Raw genomic sequence first — 19754 nt, 5'->3', positions numbered from 1 at the left:
AATTATGGAGATTGATGATTTGAGAACAAGATAGAATTTGCTATGCAAATTCTGTCTTGTTTTGATTATCTATTTCTACTTGCGACTTCTTGCTTAATGGCTTGCAAGGTGTCATCTAACGCTTCTTTGAAAATGCTATAAAAAGCGTCAGTAGGTGTACCACCCTTGGGCTGAGCATTAACAGTGTAAGTAATTAGAATTTGAGTAGGTGGACGACGTGGCACGGTAGAGACAGGTTCTATTTTCCAATATCCTTCCATTTTGGCAAGATCCCCATCAACAAGTCGAAAATCAATTTGTTTGCGCTCAGTTTCCTGAATGGCAAGTTTAGTGCGCGAGACAATCGAAACTAAGAAGACTTGACGCGAATCTACCTGCTCGATCACCTTACGATTACCACGATTTTCAAGGATCTTGCTAGAAGTCATGTTGGGAATAAACCTGTAGAGATTAGCATAGTCGGTCAAAACTCGCCAAACTGCATCAGTTGAGGCGGTGATTAATACACGCGCTACATATTTACCGTTACTGCCTGTGACTACAGTTTGCCCCTTGCGAAGAGAATCACGCTGGATTGAAGGCAAGCGATCAACTGGTCCATCAAATAGGGCGGCTCTGGCAGGGAGCGTTGGGGTGCAGCAAGCGATCGCGATCGCCATCAACATCGCTGATCCTGCGGAAAGTGTTGTCACGATTTTTTTGCCTAATTTCTGACCTAGTTTTTGATGAGACTGCATAGACTTTAGATAGGATGAATACTCTGTCATGGAATTAAGTTCTTGTGTATGTATATCAAAATTTGTGGGATTACGAAACTCGATCAAGCACAAGCGATCGCTCAAATGGGTGTAAATGCACTGGGATTTATTTGTGTAAGAGCTTCACCACGATATATCAGTGCAACTGCAATTGCTCAAATCACCTCTAGTCTACTCGCTGCTCATTCGGAGATTGGGGAGGATAGCCCCAAATTTGCCGAGCTAGATTTGATTGGTGTATTTCTCAATGCAAGTTTTAGTGAAATTTGTGAAACCGTTACGCAAGCTGGACTGAATGCTGTGCAGCTACATGGAGATGAATCTCCAGAATTTTGTGATCAGTTGCGATCGCATCTCAGCGCTATTAATCCAAAAATCAAGCTGATTAAAGCATTGCGCGTCAAGGATCAAGCTGGTTTAGAGCAAGCACATCTTTTTAGTAATGTTGTGGATGCAATTTTACTTGATGCTTATGATCCACATATGGCAGGAGGTACAGGCAAAACTCTGGATTGGAAGATTTTGCGCGATTTTCGCCCCAACTGCGACTGGTGGTTAGCGGGAGGCTTATCTCCTGAAAATGTTGCCGAGGCGATCGCTTTGGTAAATCCGAATGGTCTAGATGTATCCAGTGGGGTCGAACGTGCTGCTGGGGATAAAGATGTAACTAAAGTCGAACAGTTTGTTCAACTTTGCAACTCTTGTCGTTACCGCGCTTTGGGTTTGTAAAGTTGCGCCCCGTCGGGGCGCAACTTTACAGATTTTGGGAATTATCTGAGGGGTGCAACTCGATTGAGCAATAAAGCAGGGACAACCACAGAAGCCCCTACACCGATGCAGATCAATGCTTGGATGAAACTGAGAGCCTGAGTGTCAAATAAGGGATTAATAAATGCGATTTGGCTAAAGAAAATTTGCAAGATAAACACACAAACAATACCGATCGCAGGAATATAGGTGACAGGGCTAGTCCGATCTTTCAGGTAAGTCAATAGAGATGGCACAGCTTGGCTGATGCTGAGCAGATAGAAACTTTCTGATGCAACGAGGGTCTGTACTGCCATCGTTCGCGCCAGATTGATATTCTCTGTGGTTTGCCAAATCCATTCAAACATGCCAAATACAGCAATCAGATTAAAGATGGAAATGATCAGGATGCGCCATAGTAATTGCCCCGTGAGTAATGGTTGATCAGGTCGGATCGGCGATCGCTTCATGATGCCTTTAACCTTTGGCTCAAAGGCTAGGGTGGCACTGAGAGCCACGGAACTGACCATATTCACCCACAGAATCTGTACTGGTAGGATTGGCAAATTCGCCGCAGCCAGAATGCCACCTAAAATCGTGAGCGCCTCGCCGCCATTGACGGGCAAGATAAAGCCAATGGTTTTAATCAAGTTGCTGTAAACGGTTCGCCCTTCTTCGATAGCAGCTTCAATTGAGGCAAAATTATCATCGGTCAAAACCATATCGGCGGCTTCCTTGGCGACTTCTGTACCAGTGATGCCCATGGCAATACCGATGTCTGCTTGTTTCAACGCAGGCGCATCATTTACACCATCACCTGTCATAGCGACGATTTCCCCTTTAGCTTGTAAGGCTTCGACTAGGCGTAGTTTTTGTTCGGGGGCAACTCTTGCAAATACGTTACTAGCCTCGACTGCATTCGCTAAAGCTTGTTCATCCATTTCCCCCAGTTGTTTACCAGTGAATACTAACGCTTGTTGATCTTGGCTGAGTCCCATTTGCTTAGCGATCGCGGCGGCGGTGAGAGCATGATCGCCTGTGATCATTTTTACTTGGATTCCTGCGGACTGACAGGCTCGCACGGCAGCGATCGCCTCAGTACGAGGAGGATCGATCATCCCCTGAAGTCCTAAGAAACCTAGATCATTATCGATATCATCGTGATTAATTCCTTGTATTTGTTCGGCAATTTCTTTTTTGGCAAAGGCAAGTACCCGCAAGCCTTGGGATGCCATTTGGTCAACAACTTGTTCAATTTGCGATCGCTTTAAATCAATATGTTCACCATGGCGATCGACTTGATAGGAAGCTCTTTTCAAGATCGCCTCCGCCGAACCTTTGACATAAATCGTATGGAAATTAGCAATTTCTCGGTGTTGATGTAAGGTCGCCATATATTGAAACTGCGACTCAAAGGGGATCGTATCTAGACGGGGTTGAGTTTGCTCTAGGTCTGGTAACGTTAAGCCCGCCTTATTTGCCGAAACAATCAGAGCCGCCTCAGTGGGATCGCCCACCACCGTTAATTGTCCATCCTGTTCTTGCAAATGGGAGTCATTGCACAATAGTCCACATTGCAAGCAATCCTGTAATGCAGGAATTTGGGCAGAAATTTGGCTAACTTCCACGGGCTGATCATTTTCTAAAATTACGCCTTCCGCTTGATAGCCCACACCTGTAACAACATAGGAAACTTCACCAGCGTAGATTCCCTGCACTGTCATCTGGTTTTCGGTAAGTGTGCCTGTTTTGTCAGAACAAATCACGGTGGTACTGCCAAGGGTTTCCACGGCAGGGAGTTTGCGGATAATGGCATGACGATTTGCCATCTGTCCCACACCGATCGCGAGGGTAACGGTGACAACGGCGGGTAGCCCTTCAGGGATTGCGCTCACAGCCAGAGCTACAGCACCTTTAAATCCTTCTGTCCAAGTTCCACCTTTGCCGATTACCACCACAAAAGCAAAGGCTGATAAACCTAAAATGACGTATAACAGCTTTTTACTAAATTGCTTGATTTTGCGCGTAAGCGGCGTTTCGAGATTGGTACTTTGCTCGATCAGTTGTGAAATACGTCCCGTTTCTGTTTCATTAGCGATCGCGACGACGATCCCTTTAGCCTGCCCAAAAGTAACCAAACCAGTGGCATAAACCATATTTAAGCGATCGGCTAAAACTGTCTCAGGGGCAAGAGTTTCAATATTTTTCTGCACAGGAACCGATTCCCCTGTTAATGCGGCTTCACTTACCTGTAAGTCGCGCAATGTCACCAAGCGCAAATCCGCAGGCACTTTATCCCCCGATGACAGCAATACAAGATCGCCAATCACCAATTCGCGGGAATTAATCTGCACTTTTTGTCCATCACGAATTACGGTGGCTTCAGTGGAGACGGATTTGGCGAGCGCCGCGATCGCATCTTCAGCCTTGGACTCTTGGATAAATCCAATTACGGCATTAATCACCGTCACCCCCAAGATCACCCCTGCATCGACCCAATCCTTGAGCAGCAAGGTGATCACCCCCGCAAATAGTAGAATATAAATCAGAGGTTGATTAAATTCCATCAAAAAACGGGCGATCGCACTTTTACCTTTTTTGCCCTTGAGTTCATTAAATCCATAGGCTTCCTGACGTTGAGACACATCTGCGGCTGGCAATCCCGCATTCAAATCTGTTTTCAGATATTTAGCAACATCCTCTATAGAAATTTGATGCCACTGCTGTTCTGATAAGTTCTCAAGTTGGGAAAATGTCATACTCAGATACCTAAACGTTCAGTAAATATAGCTATCGCCAAGTGTATTAGTACATAAAATCCAAGAAGAGAATGGCGGCGCTTCGCGCCGCCATTCTCTTCTTGGATTTTAATTTTGGCTTAACACAAGCGACGATAGCTATAGGCTATCTCACGATCAGTTATGGATAGTTAAAACTATTGTGAAGAGAGTACTTATATGATAAATTCCCACTCAAGACAAACACACTAGAAGCCTTATATTAAAAGGTCTCTAGCGTGTTCACAAACTATAGATGTTAAGTAATTTTACAATCTTTATAAATCTGCTTAAATTTTTGTTGCTGAACACTGTGATCAACAATTGGCAGAGGGTAATCGCGTTTTTTACACTGATGCGGCGGAATATTGCCACTCAATAGCTCGGCAGTCGTTAATCCCTGTAATTCAGGTAACCAACGCAAAATATATTCCCCTTCAGGATCGTATTTGCGTGCTTGCGAGGCAGGATTAAAAATCCGCAAAGGTTTTGGGTCCATGCCACTAGAGGCACTCCATTGCCAACCGCCATTATTTGCCGCCAGATCGCCATCTAGTAATTTCTGCATAAAATAGCGTTCGCCCCATTGCCAATTGATAATCAAATCTTTGGTTAGGAAGCTAGCAACGATCATCCGACAACGGTTATGCATCCAGCCTGTTTGATTAAGCTGACGCATCGCCGCATCGACAATTGGATAGCCTGTGCGCCCCTCACACCAAGCCACAAATTTCTCCTCGTCATCATCCCAAGGGAAATTTCGCATCTGCGGACGATATGCACCCGTTTCGAGTTCAGGGAAGTAAAACAGCACATGCTGATAGAATTCGCGCCATGCTAATTCCTGTTTCCATGTAGTAATCCCTGTGGAATCTTCTTCGCTACGGACAAGTTGCTCAGAGGCGATCGCCTTTTCCCAAACTCTTCTAATCCCGACAGTCCCAAACCGCAAATGTGGGCTAAGGGTCGATGTACCCGCATGGGCAGGAAAATCCCGTTCAGTTTGATAGCGCAAGATCCCATTGCCATCACAAAAAGCTTCTAAAAGCTCTATAGCTGCGGCTTCACCAGCTTTCGGCAAAGTGATGTCATTGATAAATTTGAGTTCGCGCAAACTTGGTAAAGAAATTACAGGTAAATTCTCATAACTCGCTAAACCCGTTAATTGCTGAGGTGCATCAAAGGCTTTAGGCTTTGGTTTAGCTTGCCAATTGCGCCAAAAAGGAGTGTAAACCTTGTAGGGTTCACCCGCTTGCGTGGCGATCGCATCGGGAGCAATCAAACCAATATCTATAAAACTCTGAACTTTAATTCCTAATTCTTGTAAAGCTTGAGTTGCGGCGCGATCGCGTTTAATTGCAAAGGGTTCAACATCCTGATTAAAAAAGACATGACTCGCCTTAACTGCCTTGGCTAGTTCACAAATCGAATTAACAGGTTGACCATGCATGAATAACAAATCACTACCCAACCGCCGATAGTTAGCTTGCAACTCCCGCAAACAACCCAGCATAAAGCCAACCTTGCTTCCCTCCGTCACTCCATCATCAAGAATATCAGGGTCAAAAATAAATACCCCCAGCACAATCCCCCGATCGCCTACTTGTGCGATCGCCTCACTCAGCGCAGGATTGTCATCAATACGTAAGTCGCGGCGATGCCAGACTAAAGCGATCGGGTTTTGGGCGATTGCTTTACCCGAATTACTGGCTATTTTAGGCATAAATATCAATGTCTTTAAAAATATCTAAAAATTTTTCTATATGAGTCAGTTTAGCAAAAGCTTAGTGGTGCTTGGCTTTTGCTAAACTGAGGGAAGCGCAAAACGCTACACGCGCTCAAAATTCATGGTTTGGAGATTTCTGTCATGCCAGTCAAAATCGCGATCGCGCAAATTCAGCTAGATCAAGGGCAAAGAGTCACCCTCGAAGATATTAACTGGCAAGAATTTGAAGACATTCTCGAAGATTTAGGCGAGCATCGTCATTCGCTAATTGCTTATTACAAAGGAGTATTGGAAATTCGGATGCCACTAGCAGGACATGAACGAATAAAAGTCTTAATCGGAGATTTCCTCAAAATTATTTTGGATGAATTGGGCTTGGAGTGGGAATCACTGGGATCGACGACTTTTAAAAGTAAAAAAATGCAAGCGGGGATCGAGCCTGACGACTGCTTTTATATTCAAAACTACCAAGCGATGATTGGGAAACAAAGACTTGATCTAGATATTGATCCTGTACCTGACTTAGCGATCGAGGTGGACTTAACTTCAATTACCCAGATCAGCGCCTATGAAGCTTTGGCTGTACCTGAAATCTGGCGATATAAAAATGGGAAACTAGAGATTAGCCTATTTGAAGATGGCAAATACCTTAACTCCTCTGTTAGTAAAGCTTTCCCATCAGTGCTAGTCATAGAAGGAATTTCTCTATTTTTAGAAAAAAGTAAGGAGCTGCCGATGAGTGTATTGCGGCGCGAGTTTCGGCTATGGCTACAAACATTATTCATAACTAAGCAATAATTAAAACCCTAGAAAGCTTTCCCGCCCGCGTAGCGGGCGGGAAAGCTTTCTAGGGTTTTAATTATGGTGAGCTACTTAATTGCAAAGAAAAACCCGTAAAGTTGCGCCCCAAAGGGGTGCAACTTTACGGGTTTTAGTAATTTATTTTGTAAAGTTATCTATAAATCTAATCTACAAGTAGCGGCGCTTTGCGCCGCTACTTGTAGATTAGATTTTACGCTTCATAACCATAAAAGTAATGTCATCATATACTTTGTGAGAGCCGATAAATTCACGGACATCGTTAATTACAATTTCTCTGATTTGATCAATAGGTTTTTTATGGGCTTCACTGATTACTTGAATTAACCGTTTCAGCCCATAATGTTGTTTGCTTTGGTTTTCAGCTTCAGGAATACCATCAGTATATAACAAAACTATATCGCCTAAATCTAATTGGATTTCCAACTCAAATATAAATTCAGTAATCTCATCAGTTAAACCAATTGGAAATCCTAGAGAGTCTGTGTCAATAATTTCTATCTCTCCATTTGACCGAACTACAATTACACTTTCATGTTGTCCACTTATATAGAGCTTATTATCATGATAATCCATAAGAATTAGACTTAAACTCTTATCGCAATTCATACGTTGAAGATTTTCATAGATTGTTTGATTAACCGTAGATAAAAATTTAACAGGATTTCCTTCTCCATTAATTAGTAAAGTACGGATCGCAGTTTGTACCATGATCATGATTACGCCACTTTCTAAACCATGTCCTGTAACATCCCCAATCCCGATTTTGATTCGCCCATTGCGCTGTAAAACATCATAATAATCACCACCCACTTCATCGGCAGGCTCCATAAATCCCACAATATCTAATTCTTTAATACTATTTAATTCTTTTTTTCTTGGTAAGATCATTTCTTGTAGCTTTCGAGTAACTGCTAACTCTGAACTCATTCGATAATTTTCTACAGTTAATCGTTGATTTAGAGAATTAATTTCTTGATTAGCTTTTATTAATTCTTTGGTACGCTCATCAATTATATCTTCTAGATTCTTGTTGACTTGATCTAACTGATTATAAGCTTTATCTTTGAGAATAACTTGTTCTTGTAGTTTTTCTGAGGCTCGATTATTCTCAGCAACTAAGGCTAAGACAGCAATTGTAGTAATTAGCATTACCCCCATAAATAATTGCAAGAATATTAGAGAGTTACTCTCTTGAGAAACCTTATAGAAAACCCCAAATTTATAGGCAGTACTTACAGCCGCAGCCATCGCAACAACTATCGCAATTAAAGTTGTAATTTTTGCACCAAATCGAAAAGCCGACCATAGTAATGGCGGCAATAAAAAATACTCAATCGGTTGATTTTCTATCAGTACTAAACGGAAGATTATCGCTAAAATCAATAAACATAGAAATAGTTCTTTTTTGTCAAATTTACTGTCGGGATTATCATTGGATTTTATGCTTGATTGCTTGTTCCACCAAGCACAAATTAGAGGCGCAAATAGTAATACACCGATCGCATCGCCAACCCACCACCCCCAAGTAACGCTCCAGTATATATCCCAAGGAATTAACCCAGCCCAAAATACAATTAAAGCTCCTAGTAAAGCTTGCAAAAGAGTGCCACTAAAAGTGACTACAAGAGCAAATATGACAAAACGTTTAACGTATCCTAATAAATCATTTGTCTTGTTGAAATATATGACTAATGTGGTGGAGACTAACGCACCGATCGCAGGTACAAGCCCGCCAAAAATAGCAAAAGGAAAAGGTACTTTAGAAGTCAGAAAACTATTTAAAGCTGCTCCCAAAAATATTCCTACCCATCGCGATCGCCCCCTAGCCAATAAAGCTCCAACGGTAACACCAGCAGGTGGCCAGACTGGAGAACCTAGCTGTGACTGCGGTAATTGCAAAACTAATGCACTCAATACAAAGTAACTTACTGCAATAATTAAGTTATCAATCCACCAAGCAATACTGGTTGTTTTTTTAGTCTTTAGAAATAATTTCATTAGGTCACAATGTCAAATTTTCTGATAATAACCCTAAATATTTTTGGCGAATGATCTAGAAATTCCCATTACCAAAACTAGTTGTTAAAAGCACACCCTAGGCTTGCTTTTAACAACTAGTTTTGGTTCAGCGCAGAAGGCGCTGAACCAAAATCGTTTTCATCATGAGAATTGTTGTGAACGATCGCTGTGCAAAATGGGGTTGTCATTTTGTGCTTGGGTGTGCCTAGGTATAATGACGATTGGGGAGGAGTTCTTGTCGAGTCATTGACTACGATCCCTAAAAGCTTGTCGAAGTAGATTTTTCATAAAAATTTAAGCTATTGTCAGGAAACCGTGAATATTTCGCCTCTCAAACATAAATTATCAGTTAATAAATGACCAACAACTCAAAGTTTATGCTTGGATAGGACAGGGGCATTACCCTCCGCCTTAGGGTCAGCAGAACGGCAATAAGACAAAGTAACCATTCAGGAATAATTCTATGCAAACAAATGTTGCTAATCAAACCAGCAATATTACGGTAGAAGACGATCGCACAGGTCTAAGTATCGAAACCCTTAAGCGAGCCTTTGCCGACAACCTGTTCTACATACAAGGCAAACTAGCGATTCTCGCCAACTTCACTGATTACTACATGGCGTTGTCGTACACCACCCGCGATCGCCTATTGCAACGTTGGCTACAAACACTCAAGGTCTACCACGAACAAGACATCAAGACCGTTTACTACCTATCAGCCGAGTTTTTGATGGGGCGACATCTTGGTAATAGCCTGATCAACCTTGATTTGTACGAATCGATCGAACAAGCCGTCAAAGAATCTGGACTAGACCTAACCGAAGTACTAGAGCAAGAACCCGATCCCGGACTTGGTAACGGTGGTCTCGGTCGTCTAGCGGCTTGCTTCCTTGATTCCCTTGCCACCTTAGAAATTCCTGCTATGGGCTATGGCATTCGCTACGAATTTGGGATTTTCAATCAATCAATTCAACATGGCTGGCAGGTAGAAATCCCTGACAAATGGCTAAAGTGTGGCAACCCTTGGGAAGTCGTGCGCTACGAATCCACGGTACAAGTTAAATTTGGCGGACATACTGAAGTCTACAACGATGATCGCGGTCGTCCTCATACTCGTTGGATTCCTAGTTTCACCGTTGAAGGTATTCCCCACGATACTCCCGTCCCTGGCTATCAAACTAATACCGTCAATACTCTGCGTCTGTGGAAAGCCGAAGCAGGGGAAGACTTTAACTTCCAAGCCTTTAACTCTGGCGACTATGATGGCGCAGTAGCAACTAAGATCAAATCAGAGACTATCTCCAAAGTTCTGTATCCCAACGACAACACCCCCCAAGGTCGTCAGTTGCGTCTAGAGCAGCAGTTCTTCTTCGTTTCTTGTTCACTCCAAGACATCATTCGTCGTCATCTAAAAAAATATGGTCGTCTAGATAACCTCGCTGATCATGCTGCGGTTCAGCTAAATGACACCCACCCTGCCATCAGCATTGCCGAAATGATGCGTTTGTTGGTGGATGATCATCATATGTTCTGGGATGAGGCTTGGCGGATTACCCAAAGCACCTTTGCTTACACCAATCACACCCTTATGCCTGAAGCACTCGAAAAATGGGGTGTGCCTCTATTTGAAAGCTTGTTGCCTCGTCATTTGGAAATCATCTACGAAATCAATCACCGTTTCTTGCAAGATGTGCAAACTTGGTTCCCTGATGATGATGAGTTACTATTGCGCCTATCGATCATTGAAGAAGGTGGCGGAAAGAAAGTACGGATGGCAAATCTTGCAACTGTAGGCAGTCACGCGGTCAATGGGGTCGCTGCTCTGCACACCGAACTCCTAAAACAAGATGTCTTGAAAGATTTCTATAAACTTTGGCCAGAGAAATTTAACAACAAAACTAATGGTGTCACCCCACGCCGTTGGGTATTGTTAGCGAATCCAACCTTCTCAGAATTGATTACCGAAAAAATCGGTGGTACTTGGCTAAAACATCTTGATGAACTTCGCAAACTCGAAACCTTTATTGACGACAAAGATTTTCGCGATCGCTGGCGGCAAGTCAAGCAAGCCAACAAGCAAAAGCTGGCTGATTACATCATGGCTCACAATTGTGTAGAAGTTGATGTAAACTCGATTTTTGATATCCAAGTGAAGCGCATCCATGAGTACAAACGTCAACATCTTGACCTGTTGCACATCATTGGGCTGTATCTGAGGATTAAGCAAAACCCCAACATCAAGATGACTCCCCGCACCTTTGTGTTTGGTGGCAAAGCTGCTCCTGGGTATTTCATGGCAAAGTTGATTATCAAAGCGATTAATGCTGTTGCTGATGTCGTCAATCGCGATCCTGATGTCCATGGACGGATTAAGGTTGTCTTCCTTGCTAACTTCAGTGCTTCCCTTGGGCAGTTGATTTACCCCGCCGCTGACCTGTCGGAGCAAATCTCTACCGCAGGTAAAGAAGCGTCGGGTACTGGCAACATGAAGTTCACCATGAACGGCGCGTTGACAATTGGGACTTTGGATGGAGCCAATATTGAAATCCGTGAAGAAGTTGGTGAAGATAATTTCTTCCTCTTTGGTCTGACGGCTGCGGAAGTCGAGAAGATGAAGTATGAAGGTTACAATCCTCGCGACTACTACGAGAGCAATGAAGAGCTTCGCAATGTACTCGATCGCTTAGCTATGGGGTATTTCTCCCCAGGTGAGAAGGACTTGTTCAAGCCTTTGGTTGACTCACTCTTACATCATGACGAATATATGTTGTTGGCTGATTATCAAGCCTATTCAGATTGTCAGGCTAAGGTGAGTGAAGCTTACAAAGATGTTGAACATTGGACAACGATGAGTATTCTCAATGTAGCTCGTTCTGGTAAGTTCTCTTCTGATCGGACGATCAAAGAATACTGCGATGAGATCTGGAAGGTGAAACCTGTTAAGGTGGAATTGGAACCCTATGATCCTGCAAGGGCGACTCTCAATGTTGGTGGTTAATCTCTAAATTGCAAATGACAAAGGCTCGCTAAGCGAGCCTTTGTCATTTGCAGCAAAATTTCAAACACTTTATTTGCGAGAAATCCATGAAAACCGCCTTTTTCAATACTAAGTCCTACGATCGCCAATCGTTTAATACTGCGAATAAACAGCACCAACATGAAATAATTTTTTTTGAATGTCATCTCAGTCATGAGACTGTTTCCCTAGCCGCAGGATATTCCGCAGTCTGCATTTTCATTAATGATTACCTTGATACTGAGATGTTAGAGAAGCTTGCTCAAGGTGGTACAAAATTAATTGCTTTGCGATCGGCAGGGTTTAACCATGTGGATTTGACTGCTGCATCACATTTAGGACTAACGATAGTGCGTGTTCCCGCTTATTCTCCCTATGCAGTAGCCGAACATGCTGTGGCATTAATTCTATCGCTTAATCGTAAAGTCCATCGTGCCTATAACCGCGTTAGAGAAGGTAACTTCTCCATCGAAGGATTGCTCGGTTTCGATCTGCATGGGGCAACGGTTGGTGTAATTGGAACTGGTCGGATTGGGGCAATTTTTGCTCAGATTATGCGGGGATTTGGTTGTAAATTAATTGGCTATGATGCTTATCAGAATTCTGCTTGCTTAGATATGGGAATGACCTATGTGCAAATATCCGAACTATTTGCCCAGTCAGATATTATTTCGCTCCATTGTCCCCTGACACCTGACTCACATCATCTGATTAATACAGAAGCGATCGCTCAAATGAAAGCTGGCACAATGCTGATTAATACTAGTCGGGGTGGGTTGATTGACACTCAAGCTGCGATCAATGGGCTGAAATCAGGTGCAATTGGCTATCTTGGCATTGATGTATACGAACAGGAAGCAGACTTGTTTTTTGAAGATTTATCCAATGAAGTTATTCAAGATGATACATTTCAACGCTTGTTAACTTTCCCCAATGTGATTGTGACGGGACATCAGGCTTTCTTTACCAGTCATGCTTTAGCTAATATTGCTGAAACCACACTTGCCAATATTACTGAATTTGAGCAAAGTGGAAGTTGTCTAAATGAAGTCAAGATCGAACAGGCGATCGCCTCAAAATAAACTAATACCAAAACACAAAATGGCGTAGCCATTTTGTGTTTTGAAAACCCTTACTGGGTTTGGATTTTAATTCACAAAAATGTAGTCACACTTTCGTGAATTAAAATCCAAACCCAAATAGTGTGAGGCGGCGCATCGCGCCGCCTCACACTATTTGGGTTTGGATATGGTTAATAGTTACTACTATATACAGCGCGATCGCGTCCTTGATTTTTAGCTAGATATAAACCCTTGTCCGCCGATTCAATGATGCTTCTTGGATGTACAGTTCTTTCGGGCATAGCGGTAGATATACCAATACTGACGGAAACTCGATCTTTGACAAAAGAGGCTTCGTGGGGAATACGTAACACACCAATAGCGTGACAAATTTCTTCAGCAATAAAAGTAGCCCCTTCTTTGAGAGTATTTGGCAAAATCACCGCAAACTCCTCTCCACCATAACGAGCAGCAAGATCGGCTGGACGACGAATACAAGCATCGATCGCCTTGGCTACTGTCCGTAAACAATCATCTCCCGCAGGATGTCCGTAGCGATCGTTATAGCGCTTAAAAAAATCTACGTCACACAGTAACAAAGACAATGGCAAATGTTCTCTAGCTAAGCGTTGCCATTCTATTTCTAATCTTTGGTCAAAGGCTCGGCGATTAGCAATCTGGGTTAACCCATCGATAGTAACTTCGCGGGCTAGGGATAAAGCTCGGTCGTAAAGCAGAGCTTCAATCGTGTCACTATGGGATGTGGTGGTATCAAGAATGATTTCGAGATCATTCATTTCACTGGAAAGTCGATCTAAAAGTAATCTCAGAGCAGTCTCTGTCTGTTGGCGATCAATTATTTCCGTTTGCAGACGATGATTAGCTTGTGTTAGTTGTTCTCCTTGCGTAATTTTTGCATCTAAATGTTCTCTTAAAATAATATTCTGTGTTCGCAGTACTTGTATTTCTTGCTCCAAGTGCTCAATCTTAGCCAAGAAAAGTTGTTCAGTAGTAACTAGTTGGGGGTTTTCAGTTTCCATACTTTTCTAATCGATTGGCTTTAGCAATTCTAGAACAGCTTTAAGAAATTGCCAAACTTACACTATGGCTGTCAGCAAATCTCATTATGAAACTGATTTTAATGTTTCCAGTGCCTTCGGCACTGGAAACATTAAAATCAGTTTTTTGAAAGCCCGCCGATGGATGGCTTTCAAAAAACTGATTTTTATAATGCAAATAGCTGGCTGTCGCCTAATGTATCAGGATATTAAGCCCAAATGTAAGTAACGTAAATTACTTGCATCAGTTAAGTTTGAGCTTAGATTTTGCCCTATCGCAATTACTGCTCTGAGAGCAAAGGGCTGTAACATAGTTGGCAATAACTATAATTAACTCAATAAACCACTTATGATTTATTAAAATTGTTGTTTGACAACAGTTTTAATAAATTTCACGAGATCATCAGCTACGAAATAATCGCGAATATTGAGTCTCGTGGTTAGCACTAGCTAAACTTGTACCCCAACCACACCATTCCAATTCATTATCTAAGAGGTTTAGGGCTAATTGAGAACTACTATAAATGTCAGGACTAAGCCTAAATATGATTTGTTGCCCTGTAGTCTGACCAAATGGCACAGATCGAACCGCAGCACTGACTAGATTAGATAACCAGCTATAAATATAACCAACTATTGCATTACTAGCATCAATTCCTATACTAGCAGCAACAATTCCAAAGGCGATCGCATAGTTACAGCCTTTTCCGTGAATATTATCCTTGGCGGTTGGTAAAAGTTTATGGATTGATTTACTCTCTAATTGATCTTCTTGATGATCGGGAAGCTGCTGCCATAACTTCATTAAGGACTGTCCCATTTGCCAACTGGCGAGACGAATTTCTTCAGTTTCTCTAGTTGCTGACAACCAATTATTCCAGTAGTTTAAAGCGATGATATCGTCAGAAAGTGTGGACTGATAAGCGCGGAGGGCGATCGCAGCTTCGTTAGTCACAAATCCAAAATGCATCTCTCTTTGTAACCAATCACAGAGATCTGACTCAGTTTGAATAGTGCCATTGCTGCAAAGATATTCAATTCCTTCAGAATAGCTGTAAGCACCCACTGGTAAAGCAGGGCTAGTGAGTTGCAATAGTCGTAATAATTGCCAAGAGTCTGGATTAGTGATCATGGTGGTGATGGTAAGCTCCAGACTCTGGTTGAAAAGGTTGAATTTCATGAGTTACGGTTAATCCCATATGTAAAACCATATCTTCTAAAACTGAATCAGGTGATAGACGCAGATAGGTTTCCGTAATTTCTAATGAAATGTGCCGATTACCTAAATGATAGGCGGCTCTTAAAAATTCAAGAGGATGCTTTGCAGTAATCGTAATCACTGGCTCAGGCTTAGCAACAACAATGGCGATCGCTTGACTATGCTCATCGGCGAGAATGTCTCCCTCTCTGAGCGCTGTACCTCTTGGAAGTTGTAAATTAATCTCTTCCCCTTCAACAGTCGTAAATCGATGACGGCTGCGGGTTCTATCTTCAGCAATGAGTGCAAGTGTTAAGAGAGAATTTCGATCAACCAATTGCTTTGTTTCTGTCGATAAATCCATTCTTGATAAACGTTGCGTAACAATGTGCATTAGCTAAAATTACAGTAAAGTAGAGACGACGCAAAGCGTCGTCTCTACTTTACCTTATATATAAGCTGGATAAATCCCAATGTCACCATTTCGTGTCGGAGTAGCTGGCCCAGTTGGTTCTGGCAAAACCGCCCTTGTTGATTGCCTTTGTAAATCTATGCGATCGCATTTTCAGATTGCAGTTGTTACCAATGACATTTATACACAAGAAGATGCTCAATTTCTGGTTCGTAGTGAAGCTCTATCCCGCGATCGTATTGTAGGCGTGGAGACAGGCGGCTGTCCCCATACTGCAATTCGTGAAGATGCTTCGATGAATCTGGCGGCGATCGAGCAATTAGAACTTCGTTTTACGGATTTAGATTTACTTTTTGTAGAGAGTGGCGGTGATAATTTAGCTTCTACTTTTAGCCCTGAACTTGTAGACTTAACGCTTTATGTGATTGACGTTGCCGCAGGAGATAAAATTCCTCGTAAGGGTGGACCTGGGATTACAAAGTCTGACTTATTGGTGATTAATAAAATTGATCTTGCTCCCTATGTTGGTGCAGACCTAGGTGTGATGGATCGCGATGCTCGAAAGATGCGAGGTGACAAACCCTTTGTATTTAGTAACCTCAAAACCCAAGATGGACTAGCCAAAATCACAGAATTTATTGTCAACAGAATGTAGATTTAATGACATTAAGTAGCCTAGCTAAACTTATGAAAGTGTGACAATATAACTCTTTTATAAGTTTAGCTGGATTTTACAGCAATTACCGATCAAATGAACCTCAAGAAAATTTTTGAAAGCGTTGCTTAGCAACGCTTTCAAAAATTTTCTTGGTTTGGGTTTGAGCGCAAAGCACTGTAGTTTAACGTGAGTTCGATATAGCCATTTGCGGCGGGCTTCGCACGCCACAAATGGCTAAAAATGGTAAGAATCGCTTAGCGATTCTTACCATTTTTAGCTTTCGGCGAACTGACGTTAGTTTAGATTAAAAAGTTGTAATTCCGACAAAAAAACAATTTTTTTGCAAAAAAGCTGTGAAGCCAAAAAATTGACAAAAAAAGTTTATGTAGCGATCCTAAATGATTTGTAAGATTTGCAAGTTTGTGAGAGTCCGCCCCTTCGGGACGCACTCTCACAAACCATTTAGGATCGCTATATATTTTAGTTCAATCGCTAATTGCTATCTGAGATGAATCATGGGAAGACCAATGGTTAAAAAAAGTATTCTGTGATACAACCGATTGAGATTAACTATATCAGGATTGTGAAGCTATCATCTTTGATTGATCAGTGTGAGAGGAGTGAGGTTTCACCTCCATCCTAGATTGTTAAGTCAATTTTTTTAAACAAAATTCAATAGTTTGGAGGCGTTAAAGTTTAATGAGCAGTCAAATGAATCGTCGTAAGTTTATCGTTTATGGCTCTGCTGCCCTTGGAATTAGTAGTTTAATCAAAGCCTGTGCGCCAGCTACTCCCACAGCCACTACAACCACAGCCGCAACTACTGATGCATCACCTACAGCCACAGGCACTCCCGCAGCTAGTGGTGGTACGATTAAGGTCGGGATTTTGCACTCTTTGAGTGGCACTATGGCGATCAGTGAAAAGAGTCTAGTTGACTCAACTCAACTTGCGATCGAAGAAATTAATAAGGCTGGCGGTGTACTGGGTCAGCAAATTGAAGCGATCGTTGAAGATGGAGCTTCTGACTGGCCCACATTTGCTGAAAAAGCTAAGAAATTGATTGACCAAGACAAAGTTGTAGTTGTTTTCGGTTGCTGGACTTCAGCAAGTCGTAAAGCTGTACTACCTGTATTTGAATCTAAAGATCATCTACTCTTCTATCCTGTCCAATACGAAGGACAAGAATGCTCGAAGAATATCTTCTACACTGGTGCTGCACCAAACCAACAGATTGAACCTTCTGTAGAATGGTTACTGAACAACAAGGGTAAAGAATTCTTCTTGGTTGGCTCTGACTATGTATTCCCTCGTACTGCTAATACAATCATCAAGGCTCAATTAGAAGCATTGGGTGGCAAGGTAGTTGGTGAAGATTATTTGCCACTGGGTAACTCAGAAGTAACCCCTATCATTTCCAAAATCAAACAAGCTTTGCCAAATGGTGGCGTAATCTACAACTCACTCAATGGTGATAGTAACGTAGCCTTCTTTAAACAGATGCAAGGTGCGGGTTTGACCGCTGATAAGTATCCATCGATGTCCGTCAGTATCGCTGAAGAAGAAGTTAAGGCGATCGGACCTGAATTCCTGAAGGGACACTATGCAGCTTGGAACTACTTCATGACCGTTGACAACCCTGCCAACAAGAAGTTTGTAGAAGCATTCAAGGCTAAGTATGGTGCAGATCGCGTTACCAATGACCCAATGGAAGCTGGCTATATTGCTGTTAATATCTGGGCTCAAGCTGTCAAAAAAGCAGGTAAAGCTGATGATCTCGAAGCGGTAAGAATGGCTGCTCTAGGTCAAACCTTTGACGCTCCAGAAGGCAAGGTGACGATGGAAAATAGCCATCACCTTTCTAAGTTTGTGCGTATTGGTGAAGTTACCGCCGATGGTCAGTTCAAGATTGTCAATGAGACTAAGGAAGCAGTTGCGCCATTACCTTGGAACCAATTTGTAACCGAAACTAAAGGGTATTACTGTGATTACTCTGATAAAGCTAAAGGTGGCAAATTTAAGAAGGCATAAACTTCTATTTGCTTAATTATTTAGAAGCTTAAGAAACCATTTAAGAATTACTTCTTGCGATCAAAAGCCTTAAGAGATCCCCCTCAATCCGCCTTAAAAAGGGGGAAGAAGAAAATTCTCCCCCCTTTTTAAGGGGGGCTGGGAGGGATCTAGACAATTCTTAAACGGTTTTTAAGACTTATGCATTAAGTACAAAGTGTAGAGGCAATTCATGAATTGCCTCTACACTTTGTACTATTGATTTCGATACCAAATACCGATAAATAATGTTGATAGAAACATGACAGAGAATCTTCTCCAACTTCTTCAAGGAGTATTTAACGGCATCAGTACAGGTTCTGTTTTGTTGCTAGCTGCACTAGGTTTGGCAATCGTATTTGGTTTGATGGGCGTAATTAATATGGCTCATGGCGAACTGATGATGTTTGGAGCTTATACAACTTTTGTAGTGCAGAATGGCTTCAAAAATTTGGGAGAACCTTGGACAGATTTCTATGTTTTTGCCGCATTAATTGCCGCTTTTCTAGTGACCGCAACGATTGGCTTCCTTTTGGAAAAGGGGGTGATTCGCCATCTCTATGGACGACCCCTTGAGACGCTGTTGGCAACGTGGGGCGTGAGCCTGATTTTTCAACAATTTGTGCGTAGTATCAATTGGGTAATCCTAGCTGGTTTAGTAGTTTTTAGCATTTTGTATTTTGTTGGGGTCTGGATTCTCCAGAAAAGACCAAATTGGGAATCAATCCGTAACTGGGCGATCGCTATTCTTTTGCCGCTGTCTCTAGCCATTTCAGTTACTGTATCTGTATTAATGGCTCAGATCTATAAGATTGCTGTAACTCAACCTTGGTTTGGAGCGCAAAACGTGGATGTAACTGCTCCGAAGTGGTTGCGTGGCGGTATGGAGATTGGCTCAATCCAGTTGCCCTATGTGCGCTTATTTATTATCGCTTTAACCATTATTTGTGTAATTAGTATTTATCTGTTCTTAGAGAAATCGCCTTGGGGATTACGCATCCGCGCAGTCATGCAAAACCGCCAAATGAGTTCTTGTTTAGGAATTCCCACTAAAACCGTTGACGCACTTACTTTTTCTCTTGGCTCAGGACTTGCAGGGGTTGCGGGTTGTGCGGTTAGTTTCCTTGGCTCAGTGGGACCTAATACTGGTCAAAACTACATTGTTGATACCTTTATGGTGGTTGTGGTTGGCGGTGTTGGTAAGCTTGTTGGTAGTATTGCAGCCGCCATGGCGATCGGTATTACTAGCTATCTATTTGGATCGCAAACCTTTGTCACTTTGTTTGGTCCACAAAGTCCTGTGGCGGGATTTTTTACTTTCTTTGGTACTACCAGCATGGCAAAAGTATTACTTTTCCTAGCGATTGTTGCCTTCTTGCAGTATAAGCCTGCGGGCATGTTCCCTCAAAAGGGGCGATCGGTAGAGTTGTAAGTGTCCTGAACATCAGTATGT

At 42.3% G+C, this 19754-nt stretch carries 14 protein-coding genes; 7 read left to right on the top strand and 7 right to left on the bottom strand.

Features of this window, described 5'->3' with window-relative positions:
- Positions 1 to 65 precede the first annotated feature (65 nt).
- On the bottom strand, positions 66 to 737 hold the full coding sequence (locus VB775_RS23150) for an SRPBCC family protein (protein WP_281008705.1): 672 nt from the start codon (positions 735 to 737) through the stop codon (positions 66 to 68).
- Between the two features lie 48 nt (positions 738 to 785).
- Between VB775_RS23150 and VB775_RS23145 the strand changes: the two genes are divergently transcribed.
- Entirely contained in the window at positions 786 to 1487 is a 702-nt protein-coding gene (locus VB775_RS23145) for a phosphoribosylanthranilate isomerase (RefSeq protein WP_281008704.1), read from the top strand.
- Positions 1488 to 1528: 41 nt separating this feature from the next.
- Here VB775_RS23145 and VB775_RS23140 read toward each other — a convergent pair whose 3' ends face one another.
- On the bottom strand, positions 1529 to 4264 hold the full coding sequence (locus VB775_RS23140; protein WP_281008703.1) for a cation-translocating P-type ATPase: 2736 nt from the start codon (positions 4262 to 4264) through the stop codon (positions 1529 to 1531).
- A gap of 277 nt (positions 4265 to 4541) precedes the next feature.
- Positions 4542 to 6005, bottom strand: a complete 1464-nt coding sequence (locus VB775_RS23135) for a cryptochrome/photolyase family protein (protein ID WP_281008701.1) — start codon at positions 6003 to 6005, stop codon at positions 4542 to 4544.
- Positions 6006 to 6149: 144 nt separating this feature from the next.
- On the opposite strand from VB775_RS23135, the gene VB775_RS23130 reads away from it, so the two are divergent.
- Positions 6150 to 6806 carry a Uma2 family endonuclease gene (locus tag VB775_RS23130; RefSeq protein ID WP_281008700.1) on the top strand — a complete coding sequence of 219 codons (657 nt, stop codon included), beginning with the start codon at positions 6150 to 6152 and terminating at the stop codon, positions 6804 to 6806.
- 207 nt (positions 6807 to 7013) lie between these two features.
- Here VB775_RS23130 and VB775_RS23125 read toward each other — a convergent pair whose 3' ends face one another.
- Positions 7014 to 8828, bottom strand: a complete 1815-nt coding sequence (locus VB775_RS23125) for a SpoIIE family protein phosphatase (protein ID WP_281008699.1) — start codon at positions 8826 to 8828, stop codon at positions 7014 to 7016.
- A 484-nt stretch (positions 8829 to 9312) separates the two neighbouring features.
- Here VB775_RS23125 and VB775_RS23120 point away from each other — a divergent pair, with 484 nt between their 5' ends.
- Together VB775_RS23120 and VB775_RS23115 are read left to right on the top strand one after the other, a co-directional pair.
- Complete coding sequence (locus VB775_RS23120; RefSeq protein ID WP_281008698.1) at positions 9313 to 11847, top strand: glycogen/starch/alpha-glucan phosphorylase; 2535 nt, start codon at positions 9313 to 9315, stop codon at positions 11845 to 11847.
- Between the two features lie 86 nt (positions 11848 to 11933).
- Positions 11934 to 12947: a 2-hydroxyacid dehydrogenase gene (locus VB775_RS23115; protein WP_281008697.1), complete on the top strand. Its 1014-nt coding sequence runs from the start codon at positions 11934 to 11936 to the stop codon at positions 12945 to 12947.
- 170 nt (positions 12948 to 13117) lie between these two features.
- Here the strand turns inward: VB775_RS23115 and VB775_RS23110 are convergent, their stop codons facing one another.
- The 3 genes from VB775_RS23110 to ureE all read right to left on the bottom strand — a co-directional run bounded on the left by VB775_RS23110 (position 13118) and on the right by ureE (position 15576).
- Positions 13118 to 13966, bottom strand: coding sequence for a diguanylate cyclase (locus VB775_RS23110; protein WP_281008696.1), 849 nt, complete (start codon positions 13964 to 13966; stop codon positions 13118 to 13120).
- Positions 13967 to 14387: 421 nt separating this feature from the next.
- Positions 14388 to 15164 (bottom strand): urease accessory protein UreF, encoded by a 777-nt coding sequence (locus VB775_RS23105; RefSeq protein WP_281008694.1) that lies wholly within the window; start codon positions 15162 to 15164, stop codon positions 14388 to 14390.
- Positions 15106 to 15576 carry an urease accessory protein UreE gene (gene ureE / locus VB775_RS23100; RefSeq protein WP_281008693.1) on the bottom strand — a complete coding sequence of 157 codons (471 nt, stop codon included), beginning with the start codon at positions 15574 to 15576 and terminating at the stop codon, positions 15106 to 15108. The genes VB775_RS23105 and ureE overlap by 59 nt, the downstream gene beginning before the upstream one ends.
- 79 nt (positions 15577 to 15655) lie before the next feature.
- On the opposite strand from ureE, the gene ureG reads away from it, so the two are divergent.
- The 3 genes from ureG (at position 15656) to VB775_RS23085 (ending at position 19733) form a co-directional block, all read left to right on the top strand.
- Positions 15656 to 16249, top strand: coding sequence for an urease accessory protein UreG (gene ureG / locus VB775_RS23095; protein ID WP_281008692.1), 594 nt, complete (start codon positions 15656 to 15658; stop codon positions 16247 to 16249).
- A 702-nt stretch (positions 16250 to 16951) separates the two neighbouring features.
- Positions 16952 to 18283 carry an urea ABC transporter substrate-binding protein gene (gene urtA, locus VB775_RS23090; RefSeq protein WP_281008691.1) on the top strand — a complete coding sequence of 444 codons (1332 nt, stop codon included), beginning with the start codon at positions 16952 to 16954 and terminating at the stop codon, positions 18281 to 18283.
- Positions 18284 to 18563: 280 nt separating this feature from the next.
- Entirely contained in the window at positions 18564 to 19733 is a 1170-nt protein-coding gene (locus tag VB775_RS23085; protein WP_281008690.1) for an ABC transporter permease subunit, read from the top strand.
- The last annotated feature ends 21 nt before the right edge of the window (positions 19734 to 19754 follow it).

This window comes from Pseudanabaena sp. CCNP1317 (genome assembly GCF_034931345.1).
In the GTDB taxonomy this organism is placed as follows: domain Bacteria; phylum Cyanobacteriota; class Cyanobacteriia; order Pseudanabaenales; family Pseudanabaenaceae; genus Pseudanabaena; species Pseudanabaena galeata.
Note: the sequence above shows the minus strand (reverse complement) of the source record. Positions and strands in the feature narration are given on the sequence as shown.